This window comes from Pseudomonas sp. 22189, from assembly GCF_052045635.1.
In the GTDB taxonomy this organism is placed as follows: domain Bacteria; phylum Pseudomonadota; class Gammaproteobacteria; order Pseudomonadales; family Pseudomonadaceae; genus Aquipseudomonas; species Aquipseudomonas parakoreensis.
The window spans coordinates 50,165-63,540 of the sequence record NZ_JBQEPG010000022.1; the positions used below are offsets into that span (position 1 = coordinate 50,165).

Annotated in this window: 12 protein-coding genes; 8 read left to right on the plus strand and 4 right to left on the minus strand. The window is 61.5% G+C overall.

All coding sequences use genetic code 11. The annotated features are described in order from the left end of the window. Positions 1-18: 18 nt before the first annotated feature. Positions 19-816: a substrate-binding periplasmic protein gene (locus tag ACTJKS_RS21400; RefSeq protein ID WP_041069688.1), complete on the minus strand. Its 798-nt coding sequence runs from the start codon at positions 814-816 to the stop codon at positions 19-21. A gap of 80 nt (positions 817-896) precedes the next feature. Continuing rightward, on the minus strand, positions 897-1,532 hold the full coding sequence (locus tag ACTJKS_RS21405; RefSeq protein ID WP_041069685.1) for a TetR/AcrR family transcriptional regulator: 636 nt from the start codon (positions 1,530-1,532) through the stop codon (positions 897-899). A 183-nt stretch (positions 1,533-1,715) separates the two neighbouring features. Between ACTJKS_RS21405 and ACTJKS_RS21410 the strand changes: the two genes are divergently transcribed. The 8 genes from ACTJKS_RS21410 to ACTJKS_RS21445 all read left to right on the plus strand — a co-directional run bounded on the left by ACTJKS_RS21410 (position 1,716) and on the right by ACTJKS_RS21445 (position 11,082). Then, positions 1,716-3,506: an acyclic terpene utilization AtuA family protein gene (locus tag ACTJKS_RS21410; protein WP_108183377.1), complete on the plus strand. Its 1,791-nt coding sequence runs from the start codon at positions 1,716-1,718 to the stop codon at positions 3,504-3,506. Positions 3,507-3,518: 12 nt separating this feature from the next. Beyond that, on the plus strand, positions 3,519-4,388 hold the full coding sequence (locus ACTJKS_RS21415; RefSeq protein WP_041069679.1) for an SDR family oxidoreductase: 870 nt from the start codon (positions 3,519-3,521) through the stop codon (positions 4,386-4,388). Positions 4,389-4,391: 3 nt separating this feature from the next. Beyond that, positions 4,392-6,008 carry a geranyl-CoA carboxylase subunit beta gene (atuC, locus tag ACTJKS_RS21420; protein ID WP_108183378.1) on the plus strand — a complete coding sequence of 539 codons (1,617 nt, stop codon included), beginning with the start codon at positions 4,392-4,394 and terminating at the stop codon, positions 6,006-6,008. A 30-nt stretch (positions 6,009-6,038) separates the two neighbouring features. Beyond that, positions 6,039-7,196, plus strand: coding sequence for a citronellyl-CoA dehydrogenase (atuD, locus tag ACTJKS_RS21425; RefSeq protein WP_041069673.1), 1,158 nt, complete (start codon positions 6,039-6,041; stop codon positions 7,194-7,196). Continuing rightward, positions 7,193-7,990 (plus strand): enoyl-CoA hydratase/isomerase family protein, encoded by a 798-nt coding sequence (locus ACTJKS_RS21430; RefSeq protein WP_440828988.1) that lies wholly within the window; start codon positions 7,193-7,195, stop codon positions 7,988-7,990. The genes atuD and ACTJKS_RS21430 overlap by 4 nt, the downstream gene beginning before the upstream one ends. A 118-nt stretch (positions 7,991-8,108) precedes the next feature. Next, on the plus strand, positions 8,109-10,070 hold the full coding sequence (locus ACTJKS_RS21435; protein ID WP_262948441.1) for an acetyl/propionyl/methylcrotonyl-CoA carboxylase subunit alpha: 1,962 nt from the start codon (positions 8,109-8,111) through the stop codon (positions 10,068-10,070). Between the two features lie 70 nt (positions 10,071-10,140). Continuing rightward, on the plus strand, positions 10,141-10,683 hold the full coding sequence (locus tag ACTJKS_RS21440) for an exonuclease domain-containing protein (protein ID WP_198758843.1): 543 nt from the start codon (positions 10,141-10,143) through the stop codon (positions 10,681-10,683). A 114-nt stretch (positions 10,684-10,797) separates the two neighbouring features. Further along, positions 10,798-11,082, plus strand: a complete 285-nt coding sequence (locus ACTJKS_RS21445) for a pyrimidine/purine nucleoside phosphorylase (RefSeq protein WP_003226701.1) — start codon at positions 10,798-10,800, stop codon at positions 11,080-11,082. A gap of 72 nt (positions 11,083-11,154) precedes the next feature. Here ACTJKS_RS21445 and ACTJKS_RS21450 read toward each other — a convergent pair whose 3' ends face one another. Continuing rightward, complete coding sequence (locus tag ACTJKS_RS21450) at positions 11,155-11,961, minus strand: MOSC domain-containing protein (protein WP_262948447.1); 807 nt, start codon at positions 11,959-11,961, stop codon at positions 11,155-11,157. 198 nt (positions 11,962-12,159) lie between these two features. Then, the gene (locus tag ACTJKS_RS21455; RefSeq protein ID WP_003226705.1) at positions 12,160-13,095 is read right to left on the minus strand and encodes a chemotaxis protein CheV; all 936 of its coding nucleotides are present in this window, start codon (positions 13,093-13,095) and stop codon (positions 12,160-12,162) included. Positions 13,096-13,376: the final 281 nt, after the last annotated feature.

Sequence of the window (13,376 nt, forward strand, 5' to 3'; positions counted from 1 at the left end):
CGCCTGGATGAAAATCGGTCAGGGATGAGCCACCGGCACCACGGCAATTTTGTAAGGATCGAAGATCTTCAGCATCTGGCCATTGTTGCGCAAACCCTGCAGCAACTTGCCGAACGCCTCGCCAGTGATCGGTGCCGTCGGACGCAGAATGGCGTAATGGTGGTAGACCTGATCGATGCGTTGCGACACCAGCAATTCGTCACGCACTTTTTCGTTGCGCAGCAGATAATCGAACAGGTACGAGCGCGTGACCAGAGCGATGTCGGCGCGCCCGCGCAGCACCATCAGCAGGTTGCTGTCGTGGGAATAGGTCAGCGTCGCGTTGAAGGTATCGGCGAGGTACTTGGGATCGGCGTTGAAGTTGGCGAACTCATAGTGATAACCGCTGTACAGCGCCAGGCGTTTGCCCTTGAGGTCGGCGAAATAGTTCTGCTGGCGACCGTCTTCACGTTGCGCGACGAAAATCTCGGCATCTTCCAGGCCCATATCGACGTCGGTATGAGGAATCTCCTTCCAGCCCCAATCGGGGTTCTCGAAGATCGCCATGTCGATCCGGCCCTGCTTGAAATCACCGAAACGCCGAGGAATCGAAGTCGGTACCAGTACGAACTGATAGTCCGCCTGCAGTGCATTGAGCGCCTCGACCAGTTGCGGCAGCAGGCCAGTGTCGGCACCACTTTCCGGACGCACGGTGTAAGGCGGAAAATGCGCCGCGCCCACCCGAACCAGTTGCGCTGCCTGTGCGGGTAGCACCCAAAATACCGCCAGCGCTACGAGCAAAAGCCCTGCGGTCGTCCGAATTGGCGAAGACTTCAAAACACCCCACTCCCCGAAAAAATGGCAATCAATGCATTCAAGCTAGGCGGTTTCGCCCAGTTAGCCAGTTTCCCGGCCTGTTAGAAAGTGGACTGGCGCTCTTCGAGCACCAGAATCAGCGCTTCATCGGCCAACTGATCAAGGCTCAGGCTGCCGCCGGCACGGAACCAGGTGGTGGTCCAGGACAGTGCGCCGGTGAGGAAACGTCGGGTAATGAAAACATCGCCACGGATAAACCCGGCGTCCTTGGCTTCGCCCAGCACTTGCAACCAGATCTCTTCATAGACGTCACGCAGGGCTAGCACCCGGGCCTGCCCCTCCTCGGACAACGAACGCCACTCGTAGACCAGCACCGCCATCGCTTCGCCGCTGCCGCCCATGATCGACTGCAACTCGCAACGAATCAGCGCCAGCACCCGCTCGCGCACACTGGCGGCTTCGGCCAGCGCGGCGCGCATCAACGCGGTGTTGTAGACGATGGTCTCTTCCATCACCGCACGAAGGATTTCATCCTTGCTTTTGAAGTGATGAAAAATGCTCCCGGACTGAATCCCCACCGCCCCGGCCAGATCGCGCACGGTGGTGCGTTCATAGCCTTTGTTGCGGAACAGGTGGGCGGCCACTTGCAGCAGTTTGCCGCGAGCGCTGTCAGGGTCGGTCAGTTGGCCTTGGTCGACCAGTTCGCGCATGACCCTCAGGGCTTTTTGCTCGTCCACCCGTTCTCTCCTACAGTCGATCAGTCTGTTGCCCCCTGAACGCGCAGGGTTGCGCGCAATTTAAGCCGCAGACCGCGACCAAGCAAGCGCTTGGGCAGAAGATATTTCAGCTGTTTACAAACCAAGCGCTTGCTTGGTAGCCTCCAGACACTTCTGTCGCAGGTTCCTGAGTCGGAGATCACCATGCCCACGACCGTTCGCATCGGATGCGCCAGCGCATTCTGGGGTGACACCAGCACCGCCGCCGCCCAGCTCGTGGCAGGCGGGCGCCTGGATTATCTGGTGTTCGATTACCTGGCCGAGATCACGATGTCGATCATGGCCGGCGCCCGCATGAAGGACCCACAGGCCGGGTTCGCCGGGGATTTTGTCGAAGTGCTCGCGCCGCTCCTGCCGCAACTGGTCGAACAGAAGATTCGCGTGATCAGCAACGCTGGCGGGATCAATCCGAAAGCCTGTGCCGCCGCCCTGCAGGCCGCCTGCGACAAGGCCGGGGTCAGTCTGAAAATCGCCGTGCTGCTCGGCGACGACCTGCAGCCGCAATTCAAGCAACTCGCCACTCAAGGCATCCACGAAATGTTCAACGGCGCGCCGCTGCCGCCGATGTGCGTATCGACCAACGCCTACCTCGGCGCGCCGGGCATCGTCGAGGCTCTGCGCCTGGGCGCCGACATTGTCATCACCGGGCGCGTGGTCGACAGCGCGGTGGTCAGTGCGGCGCTGGTGCATGAATTCGGCTGGGCGTGGCACGACTACGACAAACTGGCCCAGGCCGCGCTGGCCGGGCACATCATCGAATGCGGCGCACAATGTACCGGGGGCAATTTCACCGACTGGCGCGATGTGCCGGATTACGAACACATCGGCTTTCCCATCGTCGACGTCAGCGCCGACGGCCAGTTCATCGTCAGAAAACCCGAGGGCTCCGGCGGGTTGGTGACGCCACTGACGGTTGGCGAGCAGATGCTCTATGAAATCGGTGATCCGCAGGCGTATCTGTTGCCGGATGTGGTCTGCGATTTCACTCAGGTGAAACTGCAGCAACAGGGCAAAAACGCCGTGCATGTGCACGGTGCCAAAGGTTTGCCACCCAGCGATAAATACAAGGTCAGCGCCACTTACCCGGACGGCTTTCGCTGCACCGCCAGTTGCCTGATCGCCGGCATCGATGCGGTGGACAAGGCGCAACGCGTGAGCCAGGCGATCATCGACAAAACCTCGGAAATGTTCAGCCAGCGCGGCTGGCCGCCCTACAGCGAAGTCGATATCGAACTGCTCGGCAGTGAAGCCACTTACGGCCCTCACGGTCAGCGCCGTGACAGCCGCGAGGTGGTGATCAAACTCGCGGTGCGCCATCCACTGAAACCGGCGCTGATCCTGTTCTCCCGGGAAATCGCCCAGGCCGCGACCGGCATGGCGCCCGGACTGACCGGCATCGTCGGCGGACGGCCGACGGTCTATCCGCTGATCCGCCTGTTCTCGTTCCTGATCGACAAAAACGCCTGCACCCTGCAAATCGACATGGCCGGTGAGCAATATCCCTGCGCCCTGCCCGCGCAGACACCACTCGACAGCTACGCTCTGCCAACCCCCGAACAGCCACCCAAACCCCAGGGCCGCGCCGACGCCAGCGTGCCGTTGGTAAAACTGGCGGTGGCGCGCTCCGGTGACAAGGGCAACCACAGCAACATCGGCGTCCTGCCGCGTCGACCGGAATACCTGCCGTGGATCGCCGAAGCGCTGACGCCAGCGGTGATCGTCGACTGGATGCGCCACGTGCTCGACCCGATTCACGGCCGGGTCGAACGCTGGTACCTGCCCGGCACCCACAGCCTGAACTTCCTGCTGGAAAACGCCCTCGGTGGCGGTGGCGTGGCGAGTCTGCGCATCGATCCCCAGGGCAAGGCCTTCGCCCAGCAACTGCTGGAAATCCAGATCCCGGTGCCGCAGAGCATCGCCGAACAACTCGAATAGAGGTTGGGCTTCATGGCTTACGCATCGATTTTCAAAGCCGATCTGTTCAGCGGCCAGACCCTCATCGTCACCGGTGGCGGCAGTGGCATCGGCCGTTGCACCGCCCATGAACTGGCAGCGCTCGGAGCCAGAGTGCTGCTGGTCGGGCGCAAGCCGGAAAAACTGCAGAAAGTCGCCGCCGAAATCACCGAAGACGGCGGCCGCGCGCACTGGCAGGCTTGCGACATCCGTGACGAAGACGCGGTAAAACAACTGGTCGCTGAGTTGATCGCCGAGCACGGGGCGATCCACGGTCTGGTCAACAATGCCGGCGGCCAATACCCGTCGCCACTGGCCGCGATCAATCAGAAAGGCTTCGAAACCGTGCTGCGCACCAATCTGGTCGGCGGCTTCCTGATGGCCCGGGAAGTGTTCAACCAGTCGATGAGCAAACACGGCGGCAGCATCGTCAACATGCTCGCCGACATGTGGGGCGGCATGCCCGGCATGGGCCATTCCGGCGCAGCACGTTCAGGGATGGACAACTTCACCAAGACCGCCGCGTTCGAGTGGGGTTACGCCGGGGTGCGGGTCAATGCGGTGGCGCCGGGGTGGATCGCGTCCAGCGGCATGGACACGTATGAAGGCGCGTTCAAAGCGGTGATCCCGACCCTGCGCGAACACGTACCGCTCAAGCGCATCGGCACCGAATCGGAAGTCAGTGCGGCGATTGTTTTCCTGCTCAGTCCGGCGGCGGCGTTCATCAGTGGCAGCACCTTGAAAATCGATGGCGCAGCCAGCCTCGGCAGCCGTGCATGGCCGCTGCACAAGGCGAGCCACAGCGAGTCGTTCAACGGGTTCCATCGGGCGTACCTGCCGGACGTCCTCAAGGACAAGGAGTAAGCCATGCCGCAGATCCAGTCCCAACTCGATCCGCACAGTGATGCTTTCGCCCGCAACCGCGCGGCAATGCTCGCGGCCATCGAGCAAGTCCAGCAACTGGAACAGAACCTGCTGAACAAGGCTGCCGACGCCAAGGGCAAATTCGACAAGCGCGGGCAATTGCTGCCCCGTGAACGCCTGAATCTGTTGCTCGACCCCGGCGCACCGTTCCTCGAACTGGCGAGCCTGGCCGGCTACAAGCTGCACGACGACAAGGACGGCAGCGCCGCCGGCGGTGGCCTGATTGCCGGCATCGGTTACGTGTCCGGCATACGGGCGATGGTGGTGGCCAATAACAGCGCGATCAAGGGCGGCACGATCTCCCCCACCGGCCTGAAAAAATCCCTGCGCCTGCAACAGATCGCCCTGGAAAACAAACTGCCGGTGATCACCCTCGCCGAAAGCGGCGGCGCCAACCTCAATTATGCGGCGGAGATATTCGTCGAAGGCGCACGCAGTTTTGCCAATCAGGCGCGGATGTCGGCCATGGGTTTGCCGCAAATTACCGTGGTGCACGGCTCGGCGACGGCCGGTGGCGCCTATCAACCGGGGCTGTCGGATTACGTGGTGGTGGTACGCGGCAAGGCCAAGCTGTTTCTTGCCGGGCCGCCGCTGCTCAAAGCCGCGACGGGCGAGGTCGCCACCGATGAAGAACTGGGTGGCGCCGAAATGCACGCACAGGTTGCCGGCACCGCCGAATACCTGGCCGAGAACGATGCCGATGGCGTGCGCCTGGTGCGCGAGATCCTGCGCCTGCTGCCGTGGAACGAACAACTGCCGTGGCTGCCGGAACCGCAATTCAAGGACCCGCTGTACCCGATCGACGAGTTGCTCGGGCTGATTCCCGACGACCCGAAGAAGCCCTATGACGTGCGCGAAATCATTGCGCGGATTGCCGATGAATCGGAGTTTCTAGAATTCAAAGGCGAGTTCGATCAGCAGACCATCTGCGGTCAGTTGAAAATCCAGGGCCGTGCCTGCGGCCTGATCGGCAACAACGGCCCGATCACCCCCGCCGGGGCGAGCAAGGCCGCGCAGTTCATTCAACTGTGCGATCAGAGCCAGACGCCGCTGCTGTTCTTCCACAACACCACCGGGTTCATGGTCGGCACCGAGTCCGAGCAGCAAGGCGTGATCAAACACGGTTCGAAACTGATTCAAGCGGTGGCCAATGCCCGAGTGCCTAAACTGACGATTGTCGTCGGTGGCTCCTACGGCGCCGGCAACTATGCGATGTGCGGGCGCGGTCTCGATCCACGCTTCATCTTCGCCTGGCCCAACAGCCGCACCGCGGTGATGGGCGGCGCGCAGGCCGGCAAGGTGCTGCGCATCGTCACCGAGGCCAAACAGCTCAAGGAAGGCCTGGTGCCGGATCCGAAAATGCTCGACATGCTCGAACAGGTCACCGCGCAGAAACTCGACAGCCAGTCCACCGCGCTTTACGGCAGCGCCAACCTGTGGGACGACGGCCTCATCGACCCGCGCGATACGCGCACCTTGCTCGGTTACCTGCTGGATATCTGCCACGAAGCCGACATCCGTACGCTGCAACCCAACAGCTTCGGCATCAGCCGCTTCTGACTGCCACGGATCCCAAGGAGAACAATAAAAATGATCTTCACCCCGGAACACGAAGCACTGCGCCGCACCGTCCGCCAATTCGTCGAACATGAGATCAATCCACACGTCGATGAATGGGAAAAGGCCGGGCGCTTTCCGATCCACGAGATTTTCCGCAAGGCCGGCGACCTTGGTCTGCTGGGGATTTCCAAACCGGAAAAATTCGGCGGCATGGGCCTCGACTACAGCTATTCGATTGTCGCCGCCGAAGAGTTCGGCACCATTCATTGCGGCGGCATTCCGATGTCGATCGGCGTGCAGACCGACATGTGCACTCCGGCGCTGGCCCGCTTCGGCTCCGATGAATTGCGCGACGAATTCCTCCGCCCCGCGATTACCGGCGAGCAGGTCGGTTGCATCGGCGTCTCGGAAGTCGGTGCCGGCTCCGACGTCGCCGGGCTCAAGACCAGCGCGCGCAAGGACGGCGACGATTACGTGATCAATGGCAGCAAAATGTGGATCACCAATTCACCGAGTGCCGATTTCATCTGCCTGCTGGCCAACACCTCGGACGACAAGCCGCACATCAACAAGTCGCTGATCATGGTGCCGATGAACAGCCCGGGCATCAGCCTCAGCTCGCACCTGGACAAGCTCGGCATGCGCAGTTCGGAGACCGCCCAGGTGTTTTTCGACAACGTGCGTGTGCCGCAGCGCAACCGCATCGGCCACGAAGGCGCCGGGTTCATGATGCAGATGCTGCAGTTTCAGGAAGAACGTCTGTTCGGCGCGGCCAACATGATCAAGGGTCTGGAATATTGCGTCGACAGCACCATCGAGTACTGCAAAGAGCGCAAGACCTTCGGCAACGCGCTGATCGACAATCAGGTGATCCACTTCCGCCTCGCCGAATTGCAGACCGAAATCGAGTGCCTGCGGGCGCTGGTCTATCAGGCCACCGAGCAATATGTGAAGGGTCAGGACGTCACGCGTCTGGCCTCGATGGCCAAGCTCAAGGCCGGGCGCCTCGGTCGTGAAGTCAGCGACAGTTGCCTGCAATATTGGGGCGGTATGGGCTTCATGTGGGACAACCCGGTGGCCCGCGCCTATCGCGATGTGCGGCTGGTGTCGATTGGCGGTGGCGCCGACGAAATCATGCTGGGGATCATCTGCAAACTGATGGGCATTCTGCCGGGGAAAAAGAAATGAGCCCCCTGCCCGATTGCCAGACACTGCTGCTGGAGCGGCATGGCGGCGTATTGCACATCACCCTCAATCGCCCGGACAGCCGCAATGCGATGAGCCTGCACATGGTCGCCGAACTGCGTGCGGTACTGGCGGCGGTGCGCGATGACCGCGGGGTTCGCGCTCTGGTCCTCAGCGGTGCCGGTGGGCATTTCTGTGCGGGGGGCGACATCAAGGACATGGCCAATGCCCGTGCCCAAGGGGCCGACGCTTACCGCGTGTTGAACCGCGCCTTTGGAGCTCTGCTGCAAGAAGCTCAGGACGCACCACAAGTGCTGATCACCGTTTTACAGGGCGCAGTGCTCGGTGGTGGTTTCGGGCTGGCATGTGTGAGCGATATCGCCATGGCCGATCATCAGGCGCAGTTCGGCCTGCCGGAAACCAGCCTCGGGCTGTTGCCTGCGCAGATCGCGCCGTTCGTGGTGCAACGCATCGGCCTGACCGAAACCCGTCGGCTGGCACTGACCGCCGCGCGTCTCGATGGCCATCAGGCGCGCCGCCTGGGGCTGGTGCATTTTGTCGAGCAGGATCCGCAGGCATTGGCCGAACGCCTCGACGAAGTACTCGACCATGTTCTGTGCTGCGCACCGGACGCGAATGCGATGACCAAAAAGCTGTTGCTGGCCAGCGCCGGACAGCCATCGAATGAACTGCTGGATGACGCAGCGCAATGGTTCAGTGAAGCGGTGACTGGTGTCGAAGGGATCGAGGGCACGATGGCTTTCGTGCAAAAGCGTAAACCGCGATGGGCCACCTGAAAGCTTCGCGAGCAGGCCCGCTCCCACAGGTTTTATGAACGATGCAAATTCCTTGTGGGAGCGAGCCTGCTCGCGAAGAGGCCAGCCAACCCACCGCCAAATACTCAGGAAGATCACCATGCCCGCCCTCCACAAAATCCTGATCGCCAACCGCGGTGAAATCGCCTGCCGCATTCAGCGCACCGCCCAGGCCCTCGGCTATCGCACCGTCGCCGTATTCAGCGATGCCGACGCCGATGCCCTGCACGTGCAGATGGCCGATCAAGCGGTGAACATCGGCGCCGCACCGGTACACCAGTCCTACCTGAACATCCCGGCGATCCTCGATGCCGCGCGCCGCAGCGGCGCCGACGCGATCCACCCCGGCTACGGCTTTCTCTCGGAAAATCCAGGATTCGCCCGTGCCTGCGCAGAGGCCGGCCTGACCTTCATCGGTCCCAGCGCCGACGCCATCGAGCTGATGGGCAGCAAGCGCCTGTCGAAAATCGCCATGCTCGACGCCGGCGTTCCCTGCATCGCCGGCTATCAAGGCGCCGCGCAGGACGACGCTACCTTGCTGCGCGAAGCCGAACGCATCGGCTACCCGCTGATGATCAAGGCCAGCGCCGGCGGCGGTGGACGCGGCATGCGCCTGGTGCACAGCAGCGATGAGTTGCCGGCGCAATTGCGCACCGCCCGCTCCGAGGCGCTGAACGGCTTTGGCAGTGACGAACTGATCCTCGAACAGGCGCTGATCGAACCACGGCACGTCGAGGTGCAACTGTTCGGCGACTGCCACGGCAATCTGATCTACCTCGGTGAGCGCGATTGCTCGGTGCAGCGTCGCCATCAGAAAGTCATCGAGGAAGCACCCTGCCCGGTGATGACCGGTGAGTTGCGCCAGGCCATGGGCGAAGCAGCGCTCAAAGCTGGTCGGGCGGTGAATTACGTCGGTGCCGGCACCGTCGAGTTTCTGCTCGATGCCCGTGGACAATTCTACTTTCTGGAAATGAACACCCGTCTGCAGGTCGAGCATCCGGTGACCGAACTGATCACCGGGCAGGATCTGGTCGCCTGGCAATTGGCCGTTGCCGAGGGGCAGCCGCTGCCGTTGACACAGGATCAGGTCGGACTGAACGGCCACGCCATGGAAGTGCGTCTGTATGCCGAAGATCCGACGCAGAATTTCCTGCCGCAGACCGGTCGCGTGCAGGCATGGGAACCGGCCTTGAATCCCGGCGCGCGAATCGATCACGGCTTGCGCGAAGGTCAGTTGATCAGCCCGTTCTATGACCCGATGCTCGGCAAGCTGATCGCCCACGGCGCGACCCGCGAAGAGGCTCGGCGCAAGCTGTTGCGCGCAGTGCAGGACAGTGTGTTGCTCGGTGTTCAGAGCAATCAGCGTTTGCTGGTCAGCCTGCTGCAGCATCCGCAGTTCATCAGCGGCGAGTTCAGCACCGCATTCATTGCTCAGCACTTCACTGACCATCCATGTCTGCACACTTACGCCCCCACCGCCGAGGAACTGGCCATCGCCGCCGTGCTGTTTTATCAGTCTAGCGCGCAGGCGCATCGCGCGCCGCTCAAGGGTTGGCGCAACAATGTCGGCGCGCCGCTCGATTACCGCCTCGGGCTGGAACAGCAGGACTGGAGCTTGCAACTGCTTGCGGACGGCGCTGGCCGCTTCACCGTGAACGTGATGCAGCGCGCACTGGCGCTGACCGTCATTGAGTGCAACGAACGCTCGGTGACGCTGGACGTCGACGGCCTGCGCCAGCGTCATGCGTATCGGATCGCCGGCGAAGAACTCTGGCTGTTCACCCACCCCGGCAACCTGCGCCTGGAGGATCGAACTCATGCGCTGATCAGCAGTCAGAGCAGCGTCAGCTCCGGCACACTGAAAGCGCCGATGGACGGTGCCATCGTCGACGTGCTGGTCAGCGAAGGCAGCCCGGTCAGCAAGGGTCAGTTGCTGGTGGTGCTGGAGGCAATGAAAATGGAGCATCCGCTGAAGGCCGGTATCGACGGCGTGCTCAAGCGGGTGCAGGTCAAGGTCGGCGATCAGGTAAAAAATCGTCAGGTTCTGTTGCAGGTCGAGTGAGTCGCCAGGCGCAAACGCAAGGTTTGACTACGCTCTGATCTATCAGGACGCGTAAATCAGGAAACCTGCGATGCCCCATTGGCTGGTCATTGATCTGGAAGCCACCACAGATGAAGGTGGCTGGCCGGTTACGGAAATGGAAATCATCGAAATCGGCGCGACGCTGGTCGATCGAGCCGGTCGCGAGCAGGATCACTTTCAGCGGTTCGTCAAACCGACCCGGCGGCCGTTATTGACGGCATTTTGTCGCGAACTCACGCACATCACCCAGGCCAATATCGATGCCGCGCAGCCGTTGAACGAGGTCTGGCCAGCCTTTGAGCGCTGGCTCGGGCAACACCAGACGCGCCTCGAGGGCTGGGCCAGTTGGGGCGATTACGACCGCAAGCAGTTACTTCAGGAATGGCAGCGCCTGCAGCTCGACAGCGTGCTGAGCCGAGTGCCGCACATGAATCTCAAACAACGCTTCGCCAAGGCCCGCCGCCTGGAACGACCGTTGGGCCTGAACGGCGCGCTGCAACTGGCCGGCATGCAGTTCAGCGGTCAGCAGCACCGGGCCCTGGAAGATGCGCGCAATACCGCGCGGTTGCTGCCGTTGGTCTTGCCACTCTAGAGTCAGGGCGAGAACTTGCCGGACACGCCCCGGGCAGGTGACGGCGCCGGGAGCCTTGTGCATACTGGCCAGCCTTTTTTAACCCTTTTTTGCCCATTTCGAGAGGAATCGCCCATGTTCAAAGTCAACGAGTACTTCGACGGCACCGTCAAGTCGATCGCTTTTGGCACTGCTGAAGGTCCGGCGACCATCGGCGTCATGGCCCCGGGCGAATACGAATTCGGCACCGCTCAGCGCGAGATCATGCACGTGGTCTCCGGTGCGCTGACCGTCAAACTGCCGGACAGCAGCGACTGGGAAACCTTCGCCGCCGGCAGCCAGTTCAACGTTCCGGCCAACAGCAAGTTCCAGCTGAAAGTCGCCGTTGATACTGCTTACCTGTGCGAATACCGCGGCTAAGCCCACGGCTTTTCCCGGTGCAAAAAAATGCCCGTGTCCATGGACACGGGCATTTTTCATTTCCGGCCTCGGTTATTCGAGGATTTCCACCGGCATACCGACTTCCAGCCGACCATTGCTGTCGTTGACCAGATTCTGCCCGAACATCGCGCCATCAGCCTGGGCACGGTACTTCTGCAAGGTCGCCAGCGGTTCGCGATCGGCACTGCGCTCGCCAGTCTGCGGATCAATCGTGGTCAGGATGCAGCGCGAGCAAGGCTTGACCACGCGGAACTCGACATCGCCGATGCGGATGCGCTTCCAGCCATCTTCGGCAAATGCCGTACTGCCTTCGATCACCAGATTCGGCCGAAAACGCAGCATCTCCAGCGGCCGTCCGACCTTTTGCACCAGATCTTCAAGCGACGCCTGGCCAATCAACAACAGCGGGAAACCGTCGGCGAACGCGACCTGATCGTCGTCGCGGCCATACCCGGCCTGCGTCATACGCGCGCGATCAAGTGGCACCTGCACCAGACGGGTCGGTTTGCCGATGAAATCGCTGACCCAGCGGGCCGCTGCATCACCGGCATCCGGAACGCGCAGGGTGTCGCGCCAGATGGTCACACCGCGCAACTCGGCATCGTCCTGCGGTAACGCAATATCCAGCGCGGCATGGTCGGGCGCACTGAGGGTCAGCCCGCCCTGCGCATTCCACAATGCCGACAGCTGGCTCATTTTCGCCTCGGCCCTTTGGGTCAGGAAGCGGCCGCTGGCCTCGTCCACCAGCATCCAGCGTCGGTCCCCTTCAAGGCCCAGTTTATCCAGGCCAATCGATTGCAGAATCTCGGGCTTGCCGGATTTCAACGGGTAACGATAAAGCGCACTCAGACGCAGCATGTCCAGCTTCCTGATGGGCAAAAAAGCCACCCTATACGAGCTTTATCGGCGAATCAAAGCCTGATGCACGCACCTGCAAAGATAGTTTGTGGCGAGGGGATTTATCCCCGATGGGGCGCGAAGCGGCCCCACTTGAATCAAGAAAGCGGGACTGCTGTGCAGTCCATCGGGGATAAATCCCCTCGCTACAGAATTTCCTCAGGCCGGCACTTCATCCAGCATCAGACGCTGACGCACGACATCGACCAGTTTGTCCGGCTGGAACTTGGAGAGGAAGTTGTCGCAGCCGACCTTCTTCACCATCGAATCGTTGAAGCTGCCGGACAGCGAGGTGTGCAGCACCACATACAGACCGCGCAGGCGCGGGTCATTGCGGATCTCGGTGGTCAGGCGATAGCCGTCCATTTCCGGCATTTCCGCGTCGGTGAACACCATCAGCAGTTTGTCGGTCATGTTCACGCCGGTATCGGCCCAGGCCTTGAGCATGTTCAGCGCCTTCAGGCCATCACTGGCGATGTGCATTTTCACCCCGAGCTGGCCGAGGGTGTCACGCAATTGCGAGAGCGCGACGTTGGAGTCGTCCACCAGCAGCACTTCGCGACCACGGGCACGTTCCAGCACCGGATCGTCGAGCTTGTCGCGCGAAACCTTGGCGTTGTACGGAACGATTTCGGCGAGCACTTTCTCGACGTCGATGATTTCCACCAGTTGATCGTCGACCTTGCTGATCGCGGTCAGGTAATGCTGGCGTCCGGCGCTGGTCGGCGGCGGCAGGATGGCTTCCCAGTTCATGTTGACGATGCGATCCACGCCACCGACAAGGAACGCCTGCACCGAACGGTTGTACTCGGTGACGATGATGGTGCTGTTCGGGCCCGGCACCAGCGGGCGCATGCCGATCGCCTGGGACAGATCGATCACCGGCAGCGTCTGGCCACGCAGGTTGACCACACCGCAGACAAACGGGTGACGTTGCGGCATCAGGGTCAGCTTCGGCAATTGCAGAACTTCCTGAACCTTGAACACGTTGATCGCGAACAATTGGCGTCCGGCCAGTCGAAACATGAGAATTTCCAGGCGATTCTCACCCACCAGTTGCGTGCGTTGGTCTACCGTGTCGAGAATGCCGGCCATCAATGACTCCTGGGCTTGTTCTGATGAATTCACTACTAAGTGGGGTTATCGGCTGTTTATGGCGATTCTTGATCCCCACAAAATCACTATCAAAATGCCACACGCAGGCATTGATGTCACATTAACATCATGGTTTACTGGCCCGGCGTTTTCATCTGCTACATTCTCTTCTGGCGCGACCACAGTTTGCGCCACAGGTTCCCGCGTGTAAGGGAATCCCCTAGTAACAATCAGGCCCAACCTGATGTTCGCAATATCCAATAGCCATTAATGTGACGCCA

Excerpts from the sequence above, each read along its gene's own strand:
- ACTJKS_RS21450 (WP_262948447.1), bottom strand. The coding sequence starts at position 11,961 with ATGCTGCGTCTGAGTGCGCTTTATCGTTACCCGTTGAAATCCGGCAAG.
- ACTJKS_RS21445 (WP_003226701.1), top strand. The coding sequence starts at position 10,798 with ATGTTCAAAGTCAACGAGTACTTCGACGGCACCGTCAAGTCGATCGCT.
- ACTJKS_RS21430 (WP_440828988.1), top strand. The coding sequence starts at position 7,193 with ATGAGCCCCCTGCCCGATTGCCAGACACTGCTGCTGGAGCGGCATGGC.
- atuD (WP_041069673.1), top strand. The coding sequence starts at position 6,039 with ATGATCTTCACCCCGGAACACGAAGCACTGCGCCGCACCGTCCGCCAA.
- ACTJKS_RS21435 (WP_262948441.1), top strand. The coding sequence starts at position 8,109 with ATGCCCGCCCTCCACAAAATCCTGATCGCCAACCGCGGTGAAATCGCC.
- ACTJKS_RS21410 (WP_108183377.1), top strand. The coding sequence starts at position 1,716 with ATGCCCACGACCGTTCGCATCGGATGCGCCAGCGCATTCTGGGGTGAC.
- atuC (WP_108183378.1), top strand. The coding sequence starts at position 4,392 with ATGCCGCAGATCCAGTCCCAACTCGATCCGCACAGTGATGCTTTCGCC.
- ACTJKS_RS21455 (WP_003226705.1), bottom strand. The coding sequence starts at position 13,095 with ATGGCCGGCATTCTCGACACGGTAGACCAACGCACGCAACTGGTGGGT.
- ACTJKS_RS21440 (WP_198758843.1), top strand. The coding sequence starts at position 10,141 with ATGCCCCATTGGCTGGTCATTGATCTGGAAGCCACCACAGATGAAGGT.
- ACTJKS_RS21415 (WP_041069679.1), top strand. The coding sequence starts at position 3,519 with ATGGCTTACGCATCGATTTTCAAAGCCGATCTGTTCAGCGGCCAGACC.